Raw genomic sequence first — 20,121 nt, 5'->3', positions numbered from 1 at the left:
TTTTCTTATGCCAATTATCACTTTGCCAAATGGCGATCAAAAACAATTTGATCATGCTGTATCTGTGATGGACGTTGCTCAAAGCATTGGTCCAGGTCTTGCTAAAAATACGGTCGCTGGCCGTGTGAATGACCGTTTGGTTGATGCATGTGACTTGATCACTGAAGATGCTACCCTGCAAATCATTACCCCTAAAGATGACGAAGGTGTCGAAATTATTCGCCACTCTTGTGCACACTTGGTTGGCCATGCAGTAAAGCAACTGTTCCCAGAAGCAAAAATGGTGATTGGCCCAGTTATTGAGGAAGGGTTCTACTATGATATCTGGATGCCACGTCCTTTCACGCTAGATGATATGGCTGCGATTGAAGAGCGCATGAAAAAGCTCATTGATCAAGATTATGATGTCATCAAAAAAATGACGCCACGTGACGAAGTAATTGCAGAATTCACGGCGCGTGGTGAAGAATATAAATTACGCTTGATCGCAGACATGCCAAATGAAACCCAAATGGGCTTGTACTATCATCAAGACTATTTGGATATGTGCCGCGGTCCGCACGTACCGAATACCAAATTTTTAAAATCGTTCAAGCTCACCAAAATTTCTGGCGCTTACTGGCGCGGTGATGCGAAAAACGAACAATTGCAACGGATCTACGGTACAGCTTGGGCAGACAAGAAACAGCTGGCTGCCTACATCAAACGCATTGAAGAAGCGGAAAAACGCGACCATCGTAAAATCGGTAAGGCACTTGATCTGTTCCATATGCAGGAAGAAGCGCCGGGCATGGTGTTCTGGCATGCCAATGGCTGGACGATTTATCAGGTACTTGAGCAGTACATGCGTAAAGTGCAGCAGGACAATGGTTACCAAGAGATCAAAACGCCACAGATCGTGGATTTCTCTCTTTGGGAAAAATCAGGTCATGCGGCCAACTATGCAGAAAACATGTTTACCACGCATTCAGAGAGCCGTAACTATGCGGTAAAACCGATGAACTGCCCATGTCACGTTCAGGTATTTAACCAAGGCTTAAAATCTTACCGTGACTTGCCAATCCGTTTAGCCGAGTTTGGTTCATGTCACCGTAACGAACCATCAGGTTCATTACACGGGATCATGCGTGTACGTGGCTTTACCCAAGATGACGCGCATATCTTCTGTACCAAAGAACAGATTGGTCAGGAAGTGGCAGACTTCATCAAGTTAACTTTGGACGTTTATAAAGACTTTGGTTTTGAAGATGTGCAAATGAAACTCTCGACACGTCCGGAAAAACGTGTGGGTGATGATGCACTTTGGGACTTGGCGGAAAAATCTTTAGCGGATGCTTTGGATGCTGCCGATCTAGAATGGGAGCTGCAACCAGGTGAAGGTGCATTCTATGGTCCTAAAATTGAATTCTCATTGAAAGACTGCTTGGGCCGTGTATGGCAGTGCGGTACCATCCAATGTGACTTCAACCTGCCTGTACGCTTGGATGCTTCTTATGTGACTGAAGACAATGACCGTGATCAACCAGTCATGTTGCACCGTGCAATTCTTGGCAGTTTTGAGCGTTTTATTGGTATACTTATTGAACACTACGCAGGCTTTATGCCGCCATGGTTGGCGCCAGTACAGGCTTGTGTCATGAATATTACTGATGCTCAAGGTGTAGCCTGTGAACAGGTGGTCGCTAAACTCAAAGAAAATGGCATTCGCGCTATTTCTGACTTGAGAAATGAGAAAATCGGCTTTAAGATTCGTGAACGTACACTCGAGCGAATTCCTTACCTATTGGTACTTGGAGACCGTGAAGTTGAGGAGGGCACCGTGAATGTCCGTACTCGCTCAGGAAAAAATTTAGGTACTATGTCAATTGAAGCATTCGTTGACCTAGTGAAAGTCGCCGTAGCCGAACGCGGCCGGTACATTGTGGAGTAAGAAAGATTAAACAGCCTGACCGTAACCAGCAACAAGGTGTTAAGAGTAACCGTCCTGCGATTAACGACGAGATCCGTGCAAAAGAAGTACGCCTCGTTGCTGAGGATGGCGAACAAAAAGGGATCGTTTCTTTAGCGGAAGCGTTGCGTGCTGCAGAAGATGCCGATCTTGACCTTGTTGAGATCGTGGCAAATGCCGAGCCACCTGTTTGTAAGATCATGGATTACAACAAGCATTTGTTTGACCTAAAGCAAAAGCAAAAAGATGCCAAGAAAAAGCAACATCAGGTGCAAGTCAAGGAAATCAAATTACGTCCGGCAACGGATGTAGGCGATTATCAGGTGAAGTTGCGTGCCATTATTCGTTTCCTTGAAGAAGGTAACAAGGTGAAAATTACCTTACGCTTCCGTGGTCGTGAAATGGCGCACCAACAGCTAGGTCTTGCTCAATTACAAAAAATTGAAGCGGATGTCGCTGAAATTGGTGTAGTTGAACAGGCACCAAAAATGGAAGGTCGTCAGATGGGCATGTTGCTTGGACCGAAAAAGAAAAAGTAACGTTCTCATTAAAAAAAGCACTGCATTTGCAGTGCTTTTTTTATGTGGGTTAATTGCCTACTGGCCCTGTGGTGCCTCATCATGATTCTCGGAAGTATCAATTTCAATTTTACGACCAATCGGAATCTGTCGGGATTTTTGACCTTCAGGAACCACACGTTTTAACTGGATTTTGAGCAAGCCATGTTCATAATCGGCATCTTCAACTTCCATATGGGGATCTAGACGTAAAGATAACTGAAACGAACGGTTAGAGATGCCTTTATAGAGATATTCTGCAGTCTTATCGCTGCTTTCATTTTTAACTTTTCCACTGACTGTTAACACTTGATTATCGAGATTGATTTCGAGATCTTCCGGCGAAAAACCAGCAGCAGAGACACTGATGCGATAGTCATTTTCTCCAATTTTTTCAATATTGTAGGGAGGGTAATGGGCATTGTCGCTTTGCATGATCGAGTCAAAAAAATCATTAATGCGGTCAAAGCCTAAACTGCGTCGAAACAGTGGGGGTAAATGGGTGTTATTCATTGATATGACCTCCTGATCAATGTTCAGCCTAGAGTCAACAACAAGGAAGGTTTAAGGTAAGGTTTCACGGTCACCTTGATGAGCGGTTCTCTGAATGACAACTGAACCTAATCTCTACTATTCAATATGCGGGAAAATTTTCAATAGGCTGGATGTTGTAATTTGTTCTTTATTGTAAATATATGATTTTTATATCAATTATTAATATTTAAGTTGCACTGAATTCTAAAAAAATCAATGGGGAAAGCACTGCGAAGCCATACTGATTCATGGTATAAAATCTCACAGAACAATCAATGCATATTAAAAAATACGGTGTGATAAGGAATCTACATGATCGATTTATATTATTGGGGCACCCCCAATGGCCATAAAATCACCATTGCCCTGGAAGAAATGAAACTCAACTATCAAATTTTCCCCATCAATATTCAGGAAAATGACCAGTTTCAGCCAGATTTTTTAAACATCTCTCCCAATAATAAAATCCCTGCGATTGTTGATCAGGAGGGTCCCCGTGGTGAACCGATTTCAGTTTTTGAATCTGGAGCAATACTGCAATATCTTGGCCGGAAAACCGGGCTATTTTATCCTGAAGATGAGCAGGAACGGGTCGAGGTCGAGCAATGGTTGATGTGGCAGATGGGTAACTTTGGTCCGATGCTCGGACAAAACCATCATTTCAGCCGTTATGCGCCTGAGAAGATTCCTTATGCGATTGAACGCTATGTTAACGAAAGCAAGCGCCTTTATGCGGTACTGAACAAACAGTTGATTGGACAGAAATTTGTGGCGGGCGAATATTCGATTGCCGATATGGCAATTTTACCGTGGATTCTGCGGCATGAATGGCAAAGTATCCAACTGGAAGACTATCCTTATGTACAAGAATATGTGGAGCGTTTAATCGCACGTCCCGCCATTCAGAAAGCTCTATCTATTCAAGTGAGCTAAGATTCAGCTCATCCAGCAATCCGCTGGAAGAGCATTAGGTTTAGAACAAATTATTTTTCAGCCTGACAGTTTTGCAGGTTAAATGTGATTTGGTCTTTCAGGGTAGAGGGACGATAGATCCAGAATTTGCGAGCAACCTGTACTTGCTGCTGTTGGAGTGACTGGATAATCTGTTGGTCCAGCTGCACATCGCCTGAACGCTTATCCAGTTTGACTTTGCGGATGTATCCTTGATCATTCACCTTGAAGCTGAATTTAACCAGACGCGGCTTTTTTTCAAGCAGGCTGCGTTGAATTTGTAAATTCTGTGGTTGAGTCAGATATACAAAAGTCCGGTTTTTTTTATCTTGTTGTGCCTGCCAATTGCGAGACATAAAAGGGGTGTTACAAACGGCAGGGAGTGCAGCATTGTCCTCATTCTGTAAATTCAGGCTAAAGGTCTGATAGCCAACGATAGGTAAAGCGATGCCATCTTGCAGATAAGGTTTAACCTCAGCTTGCATAACGGCATTGACTAATAGCTGATCCAATTGTGTGAGCCCTGTGCTTTCCTGCACGGTGGCCTTGCTGATCTGTCCTTCTTCATCTGTCACAATACGCACGATTGCGGCACGATTTTGTTCTTTTAAATCTTCGTTTTTATACTGGGGCTTGGGAAACTTGTTCCATTGGATCCGGGTGGTCAGATGGGCAGGAAGTGCTGTACTTTTTTGTATACTGAGTTGTTTTGTTGTGTTCGGCTCAGCTGCATGTAACACCGAAAGGGGGATGCTGGACAAAAAGCAAAAAGCAAGGACAGGTTTCATAAAATTCATATAGTTGTTCATATTTGAGAATGCAAGATTACATTGTGCTGGCCTAGATCAGGTTGCTAAGTATTCACTGATTTCAAATATTGAGCAATATAAACAGGCACTCGAAGGCGCCTGTTTTTTTGATTTTTTTGATTATTTTTTTGTCTCTAAAGTTTGGCTAATATCCACTTTGAACAGATCTGAAGTACGCATTCCAACTGAATGCGACGACCAAAAGAGTGGTACAACCACCAAACACCGTGGCCATTATGGTTCCCATGTATTTCGCCGCAAGGCCAGATTCAAAAGCACCGAGTTCATTGCTTGAAGACACAAACATACCATTCACAGCAGCGACCCTGCCACGCATGTTCTCTGGTGGATAAAGCTGCAAAATCGTCTGGCGTACCACCACGGAAATACTGTCACAGGCACCGGTCATTGCAAGTGCAAACAAAGAGAGCCAGAGCGTATTTGAAAAAGCAAAGATAATGGTGAACACACCAAAACCGGCAACCGCGAGCAACATGTTACGCCAGGCATGTGTTGTGGGAGGGAACCGGGTTAATGCAATCATGGTAAGGAGTGCTCCGATCGAAGGAGCGGCGCGTAAATATCCGAGACCCTCCGGCCCTACTTTTAAAATATCTTCGGCGAAAATAGGCAATAACGCAATTACCCCACCAAATAGCACTGAAACCAAATCAAGTGAAATGGCCCAGAGCACAATTTTGCTGTTCCAGATAAAGCGGAAGCCATCACCAAGAGATTCAAAAACTTTAGTGGTTTCGATGGCAGGAAATGAACGTTTCTGTAAGAGATTGATCAGCACAAAACAGATCACTAGTAAGCATGCCACACTGAGTAGGCTGGTTTCCCGGCCTAAAAATGCCAACATGAAGCCACCCAGCATAGGACCCAAAATCACGCCACTTTGCCAGCCAATCGTGGTCCAGGTGGCACCGTTGGTATAGAGTGCTTTAGGAATTAAAAAAGGTTTAAGTGAGGTCACAGAAGGATTGTAAAAACCTCGTATGGTGCCTAGCCCAAAAATCACCGCATAAATGCCCCAAGATAAGCTATCGGTGCTGATGTGTCCTAAAGCATGACGGTGGAACAGTTGCCACAGCACAAGAGGAAGCGGAATGGCAAAAAACAGACAGATTTTCATAATGGTCTGTTTGTTAAAGCGATCCGCAAAGTAACCACCCCAAAGTGCGAGACCAATAAAAGGGATGGCTTCCGCCAAGCCAATCAAACCCAGAGTGAGCGGATTCTTGGTCATCTGATACAGTGAATATGCCACAATGATTTCCTGAGTCAGGACAGCGATAGTCAAACAGAATTGGTTGAACGTAATGATCGAGAAATCGCGAAAGCGTAAGGCCGCAAACGCGTCATGTTGGGCAGACATAAAAAAATTCAACGGATAAATGCGTGTTGCTATTATAGGCCCGAAGCTCTATACGCTTTTAGATAAATTACAGATGTATCCTGAAACACTTGTCTCTTGAGCTGAAAAGTTCATTGTAAAATTGTCCAGATATGCTTTTGTTTTATACAAACTTGCTATAAAATGTTTCCTCCCTTACCTGCAGGTCGTTTTTGCAATGGTGCAAACGAGCCGAACAGGTGCTTAAAGAGGTTGTTATGGCTAAGTTAAAAACTCGCCGTGGTGCAGCTAAACGTTTTAAAGCGACTGCTAACGGTTTCAAGCGTAAACAAGCGTTCAAACGCCACATTTTGACCAAAAAATCTGCTAAGCGTATTCGTCAATTACGCGGCTGTGTAATGGTTCACGTGAGTGACGTTGCTTCAGTTCGCCGTATGTGCCCATACATCTAAGGAGATTTATAAATGGCTCGTGTAAAACGTGGTGTACAGGCTCATCGCCGTCATAAAAAAATTCTTGCTCGTGCTAAAGGTTACTATGGCGCGCGTTCACGTGTTTATCGTGTAGCGTTCCAAGCAGTAATCAAAGCAGGTCAATACGCTTACCGTGACCGTCGTCAGAAAAAACGTCAATTCCGTGCTCTATGGATTGCGCGTATCAACGCGGGTGCTCGTCAAAACGGTTTGTCTTACAGCCGTATGATCGATGGCTTGAAAAAAGCTCAAGTGATCATCGACCGTCGCGTACTTGCTGACATCGCTATGCATGATGCAGTTGCATTTGCTGCTTTGGCTGAAAAAGCAAAAGCTGCTCTTGCTGCATAATTCTGTATAGAATTAAAAAAGACCGCTCATGCGGTCTTTTTTATGCCTGAAAATCAGCTTTAAAGGCCAAAATAATAAGCCACTACACAGATGATGATCGTGACTAAGATCAGTTTGATCACTCCTGAGGCGCCTACTTTGTGTGCGTGGGGAGTGGCTTGCGCTGAGGATATTGCAGTACTCTCAACAGCAGGTTGTGCAGAAAGATTGGTGGTGACTTCTGTATCGAGTGGGATTGGGGTTTCCACTTTGACTAGACCTGCAGACTGGTAGTGATTCGCTGCCTTCACAATGAGTTTGGCAAACAGATCATCAATTCTTTGTGCAAAATGTCGTAGGTTAAGCTGTACCTCGGGAGCAAGGATTTCTCCATTTTCGCTATAAGGATGTTGTTTCTTGTGTTCAATGAAAATCGATAGGGTTTCTATACGATGCAGCAATTGATGGGCTAAGTCTGCTGAGTAGTCTGTCGGTAATACGGCAAGAAATTGGATTTGTTCCGGAACTTGTCCTAGAACGGCCTCTATCTGCTCACGTGAAATTCCGTAGTAGGGCAAATAGCATTGTTCAGGCTCCTGATAACCTTGTGCCAAAGGATGCTGGAACAATTCTTGGCTGGTATATTTTTGAATCTCTGCCCAAGCAGCGGTTTCTAAGTCAGCATCCACTTTTTTGGCTAATTTTTGGTTTAATTCAAAACGCCAAAAACATGATTGTTGGATGTTGCTACGTTGATGCAGCGGAGCCACAAACGCTTCTTCTGCGCTGTACCATTCCGCCAGTTCTTGTCCGAGAATCCAGGCAGTTTTTTTATTGCCCTGATGACTGACAATAAAATGAGAAAAGGGTAACAGCTCGACATTGCCATTTGGATTTTTTTCTTCATTTAAAATGGCTGACAAATGCAGGCTTAAACGTGATACACCTTGTTTTTTTAAGCCTTCCAGCCAGACCTGAAAATGCTGTGCCAGTAAATGCTGGGAGAGCAGGTCGCGAAATTCAAATGTATGCTGAAAAAAGATCGCATGTTGTAACCAGCGGCTGAACGGTAAATTTTGTTGCAGATATTCATTGCCATAACTCACTAGCGTGAGTTGCTGTTTCCAGATCTGATCGAGAGCCATAGTGTTTCATGAAAGCAAGATTGTACGTATCTTATCCTGTTTATAAATCATCGTGCTAATAAATTTTCCTACTGCTGAATCTTCATCACAGCACAGAAAAACTGTTAGAATGTAGAGTTTTATTATATTTCTAACTTTGTTGCTTTGAGAGTTACTATGTCACTGGAAGCCCTGACCACTGAAGCGCTAGCTGCAATTGCAGCGGCTCAAGACCTTGCTACACTCGATCAAGTGCGAGTTCAATTTACGGGCAAAAAAAGCCAGCTTGCAGAGCAGTCAAAAGCACTCGGAAAAATGGATCCCGAAGAGCGTAAAGTTCAAGGTGCCGCAATTCACGCCGTGCGTGAAGCGATTAACGGTGCCTTGACTGAGCGTCAAAGTGCATTGCAACAAGCCGCATTACAAGAAAAATTGGCCAGTGAAACCATCGATATTACTTTGCCTGGCCGTGGCCAAAATATGGGAAGTATCCATCCAGTCACTCAGGTTCAAGAACGGATTTGCCAGTTCTTTACCAAAGCAGGCTTTACCGTAGCGACTGGCCCTGAAGTGGAAGATGATTATCACAACTTTGAAGCACTGAATATCCCGGGTCACCATCCGGCACGCGCGATGCACGATACCTTCTACTTTGATGCGACGCATTTGCTGCGTACCCATACTTCGGGTGTGCAAATCCGTACCATGGAAACCTCGGAGCCGCCAATCCGTATTGTCTGCCCGGGCCGTGTCTATCGTTGTGACTCGGATCAGACTCACTCGCCGATGTTCCATCAGATCGAAGGCTTATATGTGGCTGAAAATACCAGCTTTGCTGAATTAAAAGGTCTGTTGGTGAACTTGCTGAATGAGTTCTTTGAAAAGGATCTTAAAGTCCGTTTCCGTCCATCTTATTTCCCGTTTACTGAACCAAGTGCGGAAGTGGACATTATGGATGAACGTGGTCGCTGGTTAGAGGTTTTGGGTTGCGGTATGGTGCATCCAAACGTACTACGCGCTGCGGGTATTGATCCAGATAAATACAAAGGCTTTGCTTTTGGTTTAGGGGTTGAGCGTTTTGCCATGTTGCGTTATGGCATCAATGATCTACGAATGTTCTACCAGAATGATGTGCGTTTCTTACGCCAATTTGCTTAAGACATTTTCCAGGATTGTATAAGGTTTAATAGATATGAAAATTAGCGAAAATTGGTTACGCACTTGGGTCAATCCAGCCATTAATAGCGACACGTTGTCCAATCAGCTCACTATGCTCGGACTGGAAGTGGATGACATGGCACCCGTGGCCAAACCGTTTACCGGTGTGGTAGTCGGTGAAGTCCTGACGGTTGAACAACATCCAGATGCAGACCGCTTACGTGTCACGACCGTGAACGCTGGTTTAGAAGCACCGTTGCAAATCGTTTGTGGCGCACCGAATGTACGTCCAGGCATGAAAGCACCAGTGGCTTTGATTGGTGCGGTTCTGCCGGGCGATTTCAAAATCAAAAAAGGCAAACTACGTGGTATTGAATCACAGGGTATGCTTTGTGGTGCTTCAGAAATCGATTTAGAAGACAAAATTGATGGTTTGCTTGAGCTTCCGGTTGATGCTCCAGTCGGTGTAAATATCCGTGAATACCTCAAATTAGATGACCACGTGATTGACATCAGCATTACCCCGAACCGTGGTGACTGTTTCAGTATCCGTGGCGTGGCGCGAGAAATTGCGGTGATTAACCAGTTGCCTATCAATGCTCCGGTCATCACACCAGTTACTGCGACTATTGCAGATGAAAAACCTGTGGTTGTGACCACACCGGGTGCACCGCGTTACTTGGGCCGTGTCATCAAGAATGTCAATGTGAAAGCAGTAACTCCAGAATGGATGGAGCAAGCTTTATCTCGTTCAGGTATCCGTACGCATAGTCTATTGGTCGACATCACTAACTACGTATTAATGGAGCTTGGTCAGCCGCTACATGCCTTTGATTTGGCTAAAATCGAAGGTGCCGTACAGGTGCGTCAAGCCAAAGCCCAAGAAAAACTGCAATTGCTGAATGAGCAAGAAGTTGAGTTGTCTGACGATGTGATGGTGATTGCGGATGATGCCAAAGCTTTGGCAATCGCAGGAATCATGGGTGGCTTGGCTTCTTCCGTGAGTGATGAGACTCAAGATATCTTCTTGGAGTCAGCATTCTTTGCACCGCTTGCGATTGCAGGACGTGCGCGCCGTTTCGGCTTACATACCGATGCCTCACAGCGCTATGAGCGTGGTGTTGATTTTGAATTGCCTCAACTGGCGATGGATCGTGCTTCACAACTTATCCAAGAACTGGCAGGTGGTGAATTCGGTCCGATTACCACGGTTGAGCAAATTGAGCTTTTGCCAAAGCGTGAAGCGATTGCCTTGAACCAGGCGCAAGTGGATCAGTTGCTGGGTTATCCAGTGGACAGTGCCTTTATTGGTGATGCATTACAACGCCTAGGTTGTCAGGTGGAGAGCAAAGCTGAAGGTGAATGGCTGGTTGTGCCTCCATCACACCGTTTTGACATGGCGATTTATCAAGACCTGATTGAAGAAGTTGCGCGTATTCATGGCTACGACAACATCCAGATCAGCTTGCCACAGATCGATGTACAGTTAGCAAAATATCAAGACCGTTTTGAAGTGGCACAATTGCGTCAAACGGTTGCAACCTTGGGGTATCAAGAAGCGATCAGCTTTAGCTTCGCGGATGCAAAACTGGAAAAACAACTTAATCCAGCGGTACAGCCATTGATGTTGGCCAATCCGATTTCCAGCGATCTAGCAGCGATGCGTAGCACATTATTGTCAAGTCTGATTCCATGTGTGCAATATAACTTGAACCGTCAGCAAGGCCGTGTACGCTTCTTTGAGTTGGGCCTACGTTTTGATTACCAGAATGCACAGGGTGTTGAAGATCTTAAACAGATTCCAACCTTGGCTTTAATTGCAGTTGGTTCACGTGTTCCTGAGCAATGGCATGCCAAGGCTCAGGCGATGGATTTCTTTGACCTGAAAGGCGAAGTGGAACAGATTTTGGCTGCTGGTCGTGTCAAGGTAGAGTATGTGCGTTCGGAACGTGCTTGGTTACATCCGGGCCAATCAGCAGAGATCCTGGTGAATGGTCAGTCTGTAGGTTACCTCGGTCGTTTACACCCTTCTTTGGAAAATGATCTGGATTTGGGTACAACTTGGGTGGCTGAACTGGACAAAGATGCTGTTTTGCAATCTTATGTATCTAATTTTACAGAATTATCACGTTTTCCGTCGGTTAGACGTGATATTGCGCTTTTAATCAATGATAAGATTAATGTGAGAGATATTCAGCAGTTAATTGAACAAACTGGTGGTGAACTTCTTGATTCAACCTGGTTGTTTGATGTGTATACTGGACAAGGGGTTGAAGAAGGCAAGCGTTCACTTGCATTTGCATTACTGTGGCAACACCCATCACGTACGCTCGAAGATGCTGAAATTAAATCGGGTATGGATCAAATTATTGAAGTGTTGCAAAACACTTACCAAGCGACATTGAGGGCCTCATGACAGCATTAACAAAAGCAGAAATGGCGGACCATTTAAGCGAGCTCACGAGCTTAAATCGTCGTGAAGCAAAGCAGATGGTGGAGCTATTTTTTGACGAGATTAGCCAGGCATTAATCGCGGGTGAACACGTCAAACTTTCCGGTTTTGGTAACTTTGAATTACGTGACAAGCGTCAGCGTCCGGGTCGAAATCCAAAGACTGGAGAAGAAATTCCAATTTCAGCTCGACGTGTTGTGACGTTCCGAGCTGGACAAAAATTTAGACAGCGCGTTGGAACAGAGCAGATCGATTGATCTGCTTTTTTTATCAGCAGAATTCTGTAGCAATCTCTGGCTTATAAAATTAATTTTTATGATCTGGATGTTTTTGAGTTGAAGTAATAAGAAAAGACGTAATTTTTCTAATGTTGAGACAATAAAAAAGAGAGCCAGAAGGCTCTCTTTTTTGACTAAATAATCGTAATGATTATTTAGCAGCTTCAGAAGTAGCAACTTCAGAAGTAGCAACTTCAGATGCAGCTTCAGATGCAGCAGCAGCAGCGTCAACAGCAGAAGCAGCTTCAGAAGCAGCTTCAGAAGCAGCAGCAGTAGCTTCAGATGCAGCTTCAGAAGCAGCAGCAGCAGGAGCTTCTTCTTTTTTAGCACAGCCAACGAAAGCTAGAGTAGTAGCAACTGCAGCAGCAACAGCGAATTTTTTGAATAACATGGCATCACTCTCATAAAAAAATTGAGATTAAAAAAAACCCGAGTCAGACTGTTTGTGCTTTTATTATTCCTAACGTTCGATAGGTAAACAACGCATGGAGCAGGCTAACTGGTCTGCAAATATGCTATCACTGCACATGCGGAAATACCACTAGGGAGAGTGAAAAAAATGCAAAAAAATCGGTAAATTAGTCTATTTTTTAACAGAAAATAACAATTAAAAAATTGGTTTATATTGGTTAAATGCTAAATAAGTCTATAAAAAGCCTTAAATTTTTACTCTTCAAATTTTTTATAATCAAAAACTTGCACATAAACTTAACATGATGTGCAGTCAACTGTTGGATTTCGGTAAATCTTGTCAACCCAATAAAAAGGCCATCTTGAAAGATGGCCTTTTGGTGAATTATTGCTTGCGCTTCATTTGATCGAAGAAATCATCATTAGTCTTGGTTTCTTTCATACGATCAAGCAGGAATTCCATTGCGGCCAATTCATCCATTGGGTGCAGCAATTTACGCAGGATCCAGACTTTGCGTAATTTATCTTCATCCATTAGACGTTCTTCACGACGTGTTCCTGATTTCTTGATGTTCATGGCAGGGAAAACACGTTTTTCAGCGATACGGCGATCTAGGGTAATTTCCTGGTTACCTGTACCTTTGAATTCTTCATAGATCACATCATCCATCTTGCTTCCGGTTTCAATCAGTGCAGTGGAAATAATGGTCAATGAGCCACCTTCCTCGATATTACGTGCCGCACCGAAGAAGCGTTTTGGACGTTCAAGCGCATGAGCATCCACACCACCGGTTAACACCTTACCTGAAGATGGAATGACGGTGTTATAGGCACGTGCCAAACGGGTAATCGAATCGAGCAGGATCACCACGTCTTTTTTGTGTTCAACCAGACGCTTGGCCTTTTCGATGACCATTTCAGCGACTTGTACGTGACGTGCTGGAGATTCATCAAAAGTGGAAGCCACAACCTCACCACGCACGGTACGTTCCATTTCTGTCACTTCTTCTGGACGTTCGTCAATCAATAGAACGATCAGAAAAACTTCTGGGTTGTTACGTACAATCGACTGCGCGATGTTTTGTAACAGCATGGTTTTACCGGCTTTTGGCGGCGCCACAATAATAGAACGTTGACCTTTACCAATCGGTGCGACCAAATCAACCACACGTGCGGTTAAATCTTCAGTTGTGCCATTGCCGAGTTCCATGACCAATTGCTCAGTTGGGAACAGCGGTGTCAAGTTTTCAAACAGAATCTTGTTACGCGAGTTTTCAGGCGTATCGTAGTTGATCTGGTTCACTTTTAAGAGGGCAAAATAACGTTCACCTTCTTTGGGTGGGCGAATGGTACCGGTAATGGTATCGCCTGTACGTAAGTTGAAACGTCGAATCTGTGATGGGCTGACATAAATATCGTCCGGACCTGCCAAGTACGAACCTGCAGCTGAACGAAGGAAGCCGAAACCATCAGAGAGAATTTCCAGTACGCCATCACCAAAAATTTCTTCGCCATTCATGGCGTGGCGTTTCAAGATGGCAAAAATGATGTCTTGCTTACGGTTACGGGCCATGCCTTCTAGGCCCATAAACTCAGCAATTTTGATGAGTTCGCCAATCGGTTTTTTCTTGAGTTCAGTTAAGTTCATAGGTGGTCAAGGTGATATAAGGACGTGTAGATGACAGATGGGAAAAATGCAAAAGTCGGCCGCATGCAATATGAAGTTGAGCATCGTGTAGGCACGATTACAAACTCAAATATCTGATTCATTGTTTCGAAGAGAAATGTTGAAAACAATTTCTGTTGCCGAGCGGCGATCTTATGTGTTGTGTCTTTTAAGAAAGGCAAGTCAGGGATAAGCCTTTAGCTTTCTTGAGGGTTGAATATAAGTGACTCAGGGAAATTTGTCAAATAATCGACAAAAAATACGCCATACAGGGTATGGCGCAGGATCGGGAGGTATTGACTTAGATGTTTTGGTCAATAAACGCCGCCAATTTTGATTTCGGTGCAGCACCCACTTGCTGAGCGACAACTTCACCATTTTTAAACATCAGTAAAGCAGGAATGTTGCGGATGTTGTAGTTTACTGCGGTTGCTTCGCAAGACGTCACGTCAACTTTAACGATCTTGACTTTACCTTCATATTCAGTGGCTAAAGCTTCCAATACTGGAGCGATCGCTTTACAAGGGGCACACCAACCTGCCCAGAAATCAACAAGTACAGGAACTTCTGAATCTAATACATCAGCTTGGAAGTTGGCATCGGTAGTATTTACGATATTGGCAGACATGCTGTGGCTCCGAGAATGGTTTTCAAAGATGGAGATGATCTCTTAAATATAAGTATTACATAGCCATCTAGAACAATATAGTAGAGGGATATCTAAATTTTCCTGTTTCGCGGATCGCTTGTCCAATTGATGTTGACGATATTTTTGATCGTGTTATGTAATGATCGGTAATAATACCGATAAAAAACACATGCAAATCTTAGGGTAAATGACTTTTCAATTCAGGACGGGTGAATTACTCTAGGCAACAATTCTGTATGGGTTTGTTTGAGTAATGTCTGATTTTTTGATTGATGAAGAACTCCTTGCTGCGATTGATATGGGGTCCAACAGTTTCCACCTTGCGATTGCGCGCGTGGATCACGGCGAGGTTAAAAAAGTTGTTTCAATGTCAGAAAAAGTACAGTTGGCAGCTGGGCTAGATGAAAATAAAAATCTAACTGAAGCGGCGCAACAACGAGGACTGGCTTGCTTAGCACGTTTTGTTGGTCGTTTGGGCTCGGTACAACCGAATCGCTTGCGTATTGTTGCCACCAATGCCTTGCGTCAGGCAAAAAATGGTCATGAATTTATTCAACAAGCCGCAGAAATCTTACCTAAACCAATTGAAATTATTGCGGGTCGTGAAGAAGCCCGTCTGATTTATCTCGGTGTATCACATACCATTGCCAATGGCGGCCGCCGCCTGGTAATCGACATCGGAGGCGGCTCAACAGAATTTATTATCGGTGAACATTTTGAACCGATCCAGACCGAATCTTTGCAGATGGGCTGTGTCGCGTATAGCAAGGCGTATTTCCCCGAGGGTGAAATCAGTGCCAAAGCTTTTGATAAGGCCGTTGTGGCTGCACGCAAAGAATTGACCGCAATCGCTGCCTTATATAAAGCTGAAGGTTGGGACACCGTGGTTGGTTCGAGTGGTACTATCAAGGCCTGCCGCCAGATTATGGTGAATATGGGCCTCAGTGACGAACAGGAAAATGTCACACGTGAAGGTTTGGAAAAACTCAAAGACAAGCTACTGAAATTTAAGCATGTTGCCGAAATCAATTTCGAAGGCCTGAAAGATGACCGCCGAGCAGTTTTGCCAGCCGGATTGGCCATTTTGTACGCTGCTTTTGAAGTTTTACAGATTGATAAACTGACTTATTCGGATGGTGCCTTGCGTGAAGGGGTCATGTACGACCTGCTGGGCCGTTTCAAACATGAAGACATTCGTGACCGCAGTGTCCAAGCCCTGATGGGACGTTATAACGCGGATCCAAAACAGGCAGAACGTGTCGTTAATACAGCTCAGCACTTATTTGAAAATGTCGCAAAGTCACTGAATTTAACCAGTGAAGACAGTGATTTACTACGTCGTGCGGCCTATCTACATGAAATTGGTCTGGCGATCAGTCATGGTGGATACCACCGTCATGGTGCATATTTGTTACAACATTCCGATATTCCAGGCTTTTCACAAATTGACCAAAACCATTTATCCCATCTGGTTGCTCATCACCGTCGCAAGTTGCGTAGTGATGCTAAAATTGATGTGTTAAAGGTCGGTGGTCAGAAATTGCTTTACCTTTGCCTGTTACTGCGCCTAGCGGTTTTGCTCAATCATAGTCGTAGTGATCAGATGCTTCCTGCCATTGAATTAAGTGTGATCAATGCGCAACAATGGCAACTCAGCGTTTCTGGTGATGCCAAACAATGGCCATTGCTCGTTGCCGATCTACATGATGAGCAAGTGCAATTTAAGCATTGGGACATTGAATTGAATATTCAGTCGGAACAATTTATCGATTAACTCGATTTGATGAATTTAGGGATAGTGCTCGACCTATGAAAAACAAAGCTCAATCTAAAGCATGGAAAACGGTTCAAATCGCCCGTCATCCAGAGCGTCCGCAATTTTTGGATTATGTGAATGAATTATTCACAGAATTTGACGCACTACATGGTGACCGTCTGTTCGGTGATGATGGTGCCATGGTGGGTGGGCTTGCCCGTTTTGAAGGTCAGCCGGTAATGATCGTGGGTCAGCATCGTGGCCGCAGTACACGTGAAAAACTACATCACAATTTCGGTATGTCCAATCCAGAAGGTTATCGTAAGGCACAGCGTTTGCTGGACATGGCAGAACGCTTCAATATACCTGTACTGACCTTTATTGACACGATGGGTGCCTATCCGGGTGTGGGTGCGGAAGAACGTGGTCAGGCAGAAGCGATTGCGACGAGCTTGGCACAATTGTCTAGCCTGAAAGTGCCTGTGATTGCAACTGTGCTAGGTGAAGGTGGTTCGGGTGGTGCACTCGGTATTGGTGTTGCAGACCGTGTAATCATGTTGTCTCACAGTATTTATTCGGTGATTTCACCTGAAGGTTGTGCATCGATCTTGTGGAAAACTGCTGAAAAAGCCGAACAGGCGAGTGATGCCTTGGCATTGACAGCAGACCGTTTACAACAGATCGGGATTGTAGAATATGTTGTAGATGAAGGCGAAGGTGCTCATCTCAACCCTGAGCAAGTCATGCAAAACCTAAGCTTGGTATTGCGCGAAGCCCTGAATGAATTAAAAGCGATGGATGCGGATGAGCGATGCGAAGCGCGTTATCAACGTTTAATGAAATTTGGCAGTCACAATTTAGGACTCTCTTCTTAAGCGAGTTACAGCGGTTTCCAGCGGGAACTGCATTCCTGATTGGCTGTAGCGGGGGCATGGATTCCATGCTCCTCTTGCATTTTATGGCAATCCTCTGTCCACAGCACGTTCGTGCGATCTATGTGGATCACCAATTACAGCAGCCGAGTCAGGCTTGGGGGCAATTGGTGGCCGAGCAATGCCGGCAACTCAATATTCCCTGTATTATTCAGCCTGTTCAGGTCGCTTCCGGTAATCTGGAAAATCAAGCACGTTCAGCACGTTATCAGGCCTTTCAACAACATTTAAAATCGCATGAGGTTTTAGTGTTGGCTCATCATCAGCAGGATCAGGCAGAAACCGTACTGCTCAGACTGTTCTCGGGCGCAGGCATTCATGGTTTGGCTGCGATGCGTGAGGTTGAGCAGCGTGATCATTACACGCTCTGGCGTCCCTTTTTGTCCCTTTCGCGGGAACAGATTGCTGCTTGGACGGCCCAGTTAAATTTACCTTATGTCGACGATCCGAGTAATCAGGACACGCATTATGACCGTGCCTGGTGCCGCAAAGACCTTTGGCCCATGCTGCAGTCACGTTTTCCCCAGATGCAACAGGCTGTGGCCCGTAGCAGTTACCTGATGCAAGATGCTGAAGACATTTTGCAAGACGTATTGCAAGACGACTGGCAACGGTGTGGTGATTCGAATCAATTGAATTTACAGATGCTTGATCAACTGTCTGTAGCAAGGCGGCGGCAACTGTTATCGGCCTGGATGAAAGGTGAGGGACAATATCGACCTCCATTTGAGATGGTACAGTGCCTTCAGGCTGAAGTGATTGAGGCTCAAGCTGATGCACAGGCAGCCTTGCATTGGAATCAATATTACTTTGTACGCTTCCAGGGGCATATCTACCGTTTGGCTCAATCCTGTTATTTGGCCTCAAAACAACAGCCACCCGCAGATCAGCAGCAAATCTGTTTTTCTCCAGAGCAGATGATCAGCTTGCCTGCTGGTAATTTTCAGATTCAGTCCGCGCAGGTGGGCTTGGCATGGAATTTATTGGGTCAGAAGTTACAGTTGAGTTTCCGGCAGGGGGGAGAAAAAATTCATCTGCATGGTCGGGTCGGGCGTTGGCCCCTGAAGAAGGCGATTCAAGAGGCACAAATTTTCCCCTGGTTGCGTCATACAATACAAATAATTAGCATAGATAATGTTATGCTTGGTGTCTTCACACCCAAAGGATTCTGGTTGGCCCAATCGGTATATTGTGAGGCTGGGGGCTGGCAACCGAATTTAATCTCTCAGCCATAAGAAAGTAAGTTTCGAGCGTTCATCATGAGTACAGCATTAAATTGTAATATTGGTTTTATTGGCGGCGGCAATATGGCGCAGGCTTTGATTGGTGGCTTGTTGTCACGAGGCTTGCCAGCAACCCGTATTACAGTGGCTGATCCGGTCGAGAAAGTCCGTGAGTTATTAAAAGAAAAAGATGTGCACGTGACGGATAATAATGCGGAAGCTATTCGTGATGCTGATGTGGTCGTACTGGCAGTCAAACCACAGGTCTTGGCCAGTGTACTGAAACCATTAGCAGGTTTGTTTAATGATAAATTGATTGTTTCAATTGTTGCGGGTGCTGAGATTGACACCATTTCTCAGTTGGTCGGTGGGGTTGAGCGTATTGTTCGCGTTATGCCAAATACCCCAGCATTGGTGCAAACTGGTGCGCATGGTCTATATGCGACTGATGCAGTTTCAGCCAAAGACCGTGAACTAGCAGGGCAAATCCTGGCAGCGACCGGTTTGACGATTTGGGTGAATTCAGAAGCACAAATTGATGCAGTGACTGCCGTTTCCGGTTCAGGCCCAGCTTACTTTTTCTATATGATGGAAAGCATGATCCGTGCGGGCAAAAACTTGGGGCTGGATGAAAAAGTAGCGACCGCTTTGACCCTGCAAACGGCACTTGGTGCGGCACAAATGGCAATTACCAGTGCCAGTACACCGGCAGAACTGCGTAAAAATGTCACCTCTCCAAATGGCACCACGCAAGCGGCTTTGGAAGTATTCGACCGTGCGCAGATTTCACAAAATATTCAGGCTGCTTTGGCTGCAGCACAAAAACGCAGTCAGGAACTTGCTCAAGAGCTGAGTGACAGCAGCAAATAAATTGATTTAATTAGGAAAGTTCAGATATGGGTGCAAGTTCTGCGCTAATTTTTGGCATCATCATTAACGTAGCGATTTTGCTCGTATTCTTCCGTTTCTTAATGCAACTGGCCGCAGTCAGTCCTTATAATCCGGTTGTGTTATCCACAGTGAAAGCCACCAAGATTGTAGATGTTTTTGGACGCATTCTGCCAACCGTTGGGAAGGGCCGAGTTAATCTGGCGGCTTTGGTACTGTTGGTGGTGCTGTATCTGCTGAAAATCTTTGGGGTGATGTATCTCAATGGTGCGATGCCAAGCAGTCCGGTACATTTATTGATCCTGACTTTTGTGACCATGATTCAGGATCTGATCCGTTTCTGTCGCTATTTGATTTTCGCCACCATTCTTTTGAGCTGGGTGGTGATATTGACGCAATCACGTTCACCGTATATTGAAGTGATTCAGGAGTTGGCGGAGCCTTTATTGGCACCTTTCCGTCGTTTACTTCCGAATATGGGGGTGATTGACCTGTCACCCATTCTGGCATTTTTGGCGCTCTATATCGCCGAGATTCTGATGAATGAAGTGGCTAAGGTGCTGTTGACCGGACTTTGATTGATTGAAGACATAAAAAAGGACCTCAATTGAGGTCCTTTTTT

Annotated in this window: 19 protein-coding genes and 1 pseudogene; 13 read left to right on the top strand and 7 right to left on the bottom strand. The window is 44.7% G+C overall.

The genetic code is table 11. The annotated features are described in order from the left end of the window. Positions 1–7 precede the first annotated feature (7 nt). The gene (gene thrS / locus PGW99_RS09420) at positions 8–1,930 is read left to right on the top strand and encodes a threonine--tRNA ligase (protein ID WP_273777421.1); all 1,923 of its coding nucleotides are present in this window, start codon (positions 8–10) and stop codon (positions 1,928–1,930) included. Positions 1,931–1,935: 5 nt separating this feature from the next. Beyond that, the gene (infC, locus tag PGW99_RS09415) at positions 1,936–2,487 is read left to right on the top strand and encodes a translation initiation factor IF-3 (protein WP_273779494.1); all 552 of its coding nucleotides are present in this window, start codon (positions 1,936–1,938) and stop codon (positions 2,485–2,487) included. A gap of 57 nt (positions 2,488–2,544) precedes the next feature. Here the strand turns inward: infC and PGW99_RS09410 are convergent, their stop codons facing one another. Continuing rightward, positions 2,545–3,018: an Hsp20 family protein gene (locus PGW99_RS09410; RefSeq protein ID WP_273777420.1), complete on the bottom strand. Its 474-nt coding sequence runs from the start codon at positions 3,016–3,018 to the stop codon at positions 2,545–2,547. 333 nt (positions 3,019–3,351) lie between these two features. Between PGW99_RS09410 and PGW99_RS09405 the strand changes: the two genes are divergently transcribed. Continuing rightward, entirely contained in the window at positions 3,352–3,972 is a 621-nt protein-coding gene (locus PGW99_RS09405) for a glutathione S-transferase N-terminal domain-containing protein (RefSeq protein WP_273777419.1), read from the top strand. A 50-nt stretch (positions 3,973–4,022) separates the two neighbouring features. On the opposite strand, the gene PGW99_RS09400 is transcribed toward PGW99_RS09405, so the two are convergent. Both PGW99_RS09400 and PGW99_RS09395 read right to left on the bottom strand, forming a co-directional pair. Beyond that, positions 4,023–4,787 carry an energy transducer TonB gene (locus PGW99_RS09400; protein WP_273777417.1) on the bottom strand — a complete coding sequence of 255 codons (765 nt, stop codon included), beginning with the start codon at positions 4,785–4,787 and terminating at the stop codon, positions 4,023–4,025. Between the two features lie 132 nt (positions 4,788–4,919). Continuing rightward, positions 4,920–6,180: pseudogene (locus tag PGW99_RS09395) on the bottom strand (MFS transporter). A 236-nt stretch (positions 6,181–6,416) separates the two neighbouring features. On the opposite strand from PGW99_RS09395, the gene rpmI reads away from it, so the two are divergent. Beyond that, entirely contained in the window at positions 6,417–6,611 is a 195-nt protein-coding gene (gene rpmI, locus PGW99_RS09390; protein ID WP_001096359.1) for a 50S ribosomal protein L35, read from the top strand. 12 nt (positions 6,612–6,623) lie between these two features. Next, positions 6,624–6,983 carry a 50S ribosomal protein L20 gene (gene rplT / locus PGW99_RS09385; RefSeq protein ID WP_273777415.1) on the top strand — a complete coding sequence of 120 codons (360 nt, stop codon included), beginning with the start codon at positions 6,624–6,626 and terminating at the stop codon, positions 6,981–6,983. 59 nt (positions 6,984–7,042) lie between these two features. Here the strand turns inward: rplT and PGW99_RS09380 are convergent, their stop codons facing one another. After that, on the bottom strand, positions 7,043–8,107 hold the full coding sequence (locus tag PGW99_RS09380; RefSeq protein WP_273777414.1) for a hypothetical protein: 1,065 nt from the start codon (positions 8,105–8,107) through the stop codon (positions 7,043–7,045). Between the two features lie 156 nt (positions 8,108–8,263). On the opposite strand from PGW99_RS09380, the gene pheS reads away from it, so the two are divergent. Genes pheS through PGW99_RS09365 form a run of 3 tightly spaced genes read left to right on the top strand, consistent with a single transcriptional unit; the run spans position 8,264 to position 11,953 of the window. After that, positions 8,264–9,244 carry a phenylalanine--tRNA ligase subunit alpha gene (gene pheS / locus PGW99_RS09375; protein ID WP_273777413.1) on the top strand — a complete coding sequence of 327 codons (981 nt, stop codon included), beginning with the start codon at positions 8,264–8,266 and terminating at the stop codon, positions 9,242–9,244. Between the two features lie 34 nt (positions 9,245–9,278). Next, entirely contained in the window at positions 9,279–11,660 is a 2,382-nt protein-coding gene (pheT, locus tag PGW99_RS09370; protein WP_273777412.1) for a phenylalanine--tRNA ligase subunit beta, read from the top strand. Beyond that, the gene (locus PGW99_RS09365) at positions 11,657–11,953 is read left to right on the top strand and encodes an integration host factor subunit alpha (RefSeq protein ID WP_273777411.1); all 297 of its coding nucleotides are present in this window, start codon (positions 11,657–11,659) and stop codon (positions 11,951–11,953) included. Before pheT ends, PGW99_RS09365 begins: the two co-directional genes overlap by 4 nt. Positions 11,954–12,125: 172 nt before the next feature. Here the strand turns inward: PGW99_RS09365 and PGW99_RS09360 are convergent, their stop codons facing one another. From PGW99_RS09360 to trxA, 3 genes are all read right to left on the bottom strand, one after another. Then, positions 12,126–12,365, bottom strand: a complete 240-nt coding sequence (locus PGW99_RS09360; RefSeq protein ID WP_273777410.1) for a hypothetical protein — start codon at positions 12,363–12,365, stop codon at positions 12,126–12,128. 405 nt (positions 12,366–12,770) lie between these two features. Then, positions 12,771–14,033 (bottom strand): transcription termination factor Rho, encoded by a 1,263-nt coding sequence (rho, locus tag PGW99_RS09355; protein ID WP_273777409.1) that lies wholly within the window; start codon positions 14,031–14,033, stop codon positions 12,771–12,773. Between the two features lie 319 nt (positions 14,034–14,352). Then, the gene (trxA, locus tag PGW99_RS09350) at positions 14,353–14,679 is read right to left on the bottom strand and encodes a thioredoxin (protein ID WP_273777408.1); all 327 of its coding nucleotides are present in this window, start codon (positions 14,677–14,679) and stop codon (positions 14,353–14,355) included. Positions 14,680–14,953: 274 nt separating this feature from the next. Between trxA and ppx the strand changes: the two genes are divergently transcribed. From ppx to PGW99_RS09325, 5 genes are read left to right on the top strand one after another with little or no spacing between them, the layout of a single operon-like run. Continuing rightward, a complete protein-coding gene (gene ppx / locus PGW99_RS09345; RefSeq protein ID WP_273777407.1) occupies positions 14,954–16,474 on the top strand; it encodes an exopolyphosphatase in 1,521 nt (506 codons plus the stop codon). Positions 16,475–16,509: 35 nt separating this feature from the next. Further along, a complete protein-coding gene (locus PGW99_RS09340; protein WP_273777406.1) occupies positions 16,510–17,331 on the top strand; it encodes an acetyl-CoA carboxylase carboxyltransferase subunit alpha in 822 nt (273 codons plus the stop codon). Beyond that, positions 17,268–18,623, top strand: coding sequence for a tRNA lysidine(34) synthetase TilS (gene tilS, locus PGW99_RS09335; RefSeq protein WP_273777404.1), 1,356 nt, complete (start codon positions 17,268–17,270; stop codon positions 18,621–18,623). Before PGW99_RS09340 ends, tilS begins: the two co-directional genes overlap by 64 nt. A gap of 24 nt (positions 18,624–18,647) precedes the next feature. Then, positions 18,648–19,481 (top strand): pyrroline-5-carboxylate reductase, encoded by an 834-nt coding sequence (gene proC / locus PGW99_RS09330; RefSeq protein WP_273777403.1) that lies wholly within the window; start codon positions 18,648–18,650, stop codon positions 19,479–19,481. A gap of 26 nt (positions 19,482–19,507) precedes the next feature. Then, complete coding sequence (locus PGW99_RS09325) at positions 19,508–20,077, top strand: YggT family protein (protein WP_273777402.1); 570 nt, start codon at positions 19,508–19,510, stop codon at positions 20,075–20,077. Positions 20,078–20,121: the final 44 nt, after the last annotated feature.

The organism is Acinetobacter sp. GSS19 (assembly GCF_028621895.1).
Taxonomy (GTDB): domain Bacteria; phylum Pseudomonadota; class Gammaproteobacteria; order Pseudomonadales; family Moraxellaceae; genus Acinetobacter.
Note: the sequence above shows the minus strand (reverse complement) of the source record. Positions and strands in the feature narration are given on the sequence as shown.

Coding starts and splice junctions, on each gene's coding strand:
- PGW99_RS09340 (WP_273777406.1), top strand. CDS start 16,510: ATGAAAAACAAAGCTCAATCTAAAGCATGGAAAACGGTTCAAATCGCC.
- pheS (WP_273777413.1), top strand. CDS start 8,264: ATGTCACTGGAAGCCCTGACCACTGAAGCGCTAGCTGCAATTGCAGCG.
- PGW99_RS09360 (WP_273777410.1), bottom strand. CDS start 12,365: ATGTTATTCAAAAAATTCGCTGTTGCTGCTGCAGTTGCTACTACTCTA.
- thrS (WP_273777421.1), top strand. CDS start 8: ATGCCAATTATCACTTTGCCAAATGGCGATCAAAAACAATTTGATCAT.
- proC (WP_273777403.1), top strand. CDS start 18,648: ATGAGTACAGCATTAAATTGTAATATTGGTTTTATTGGCGGCGGCAAT.
- trxA (WP_273777408.1), bottom strand. CDS start 14,679: ATGTCTGCCAATATCGTAAATACTACCGATGCCAACTTCCAAGCTGAT.
- PGW99_RS09325 (WP_273777402.1), top strand. CDS start 19,508: ATGGGTGCAAGTTCTGCGCTAATTTTTGGCATCATCATTAACGTAGCG.
- PGW99_RS09400 (WP_273777417.1), bottom strand. CDS start 4,787: ATGAATTTTATGAAACCTGTCCTTGCTTTTTGCTTTTTGTCCAGCATC.
- PGW99_RS09410 (WP_273777420.1), bottom strand. CDS start 3,018: ATGAATAACACCCATTTACCCCCACTGTTTCGACGCAGTTTAGGCTTT.
- tilS (WP_273777404.1), top strand. CDS start 17,268: ATGCGAAGCGCGTTATCAACGTTTAATGAAATTTGGCAGTCACAATTT.
- rpmI (WP_001096359.1), top strand. CDS start 6,417: ATGGCTAAGTTAAAAACTCGCCGTGGTGCAGCTAAACGTTTTAAAGCG.
- PGW99_RS09380 (WP_273777414.1), bottom strand. CDS start 8,107: ATGGCTCTCGATCAGATCTGGAAACAGCAACTCACGCTAGTGAGTTAT.
- rho (WP_273777409.1), bottom strand. CDS start 14,033: ATGAACTTAACTGAACTCAAGAAAAAACCGATTGGCGAACTCATCAAA.
- pheT (WP_273777412.1), top strand. CDS start 9,279: ATGAAAATTAGCGAAAATTGGTTACGCACTTGGGTCAATCCAGCCATT.
- ppx (WP_273777407.1), top strand. CDS start 14,954: ATGTCTGATTTTTTGATTGATGAAGAACTCCTTGCTGCGATTGATATG.
- PGW99_RS09405 (WP_273777419.1), top strand. CDS start 3,352: ATGATCGATTTATATTATTGGGGCACCCCCAATGGCCATAAAATCACC.
- rplT (WP_273777415.1), top strand. CDS start 6,624: ATGGCTCGTGTAAAACGTGGTGTACAGGCTCATCGCCGTCATAAAAAA.
- PGW99_RS09365 (WP_273777411.1), top strand. CDS start 11,657: ATGACAGCATTAACAAAAGCAGAAATGGCGGACCATTTAAGCGAGCTC.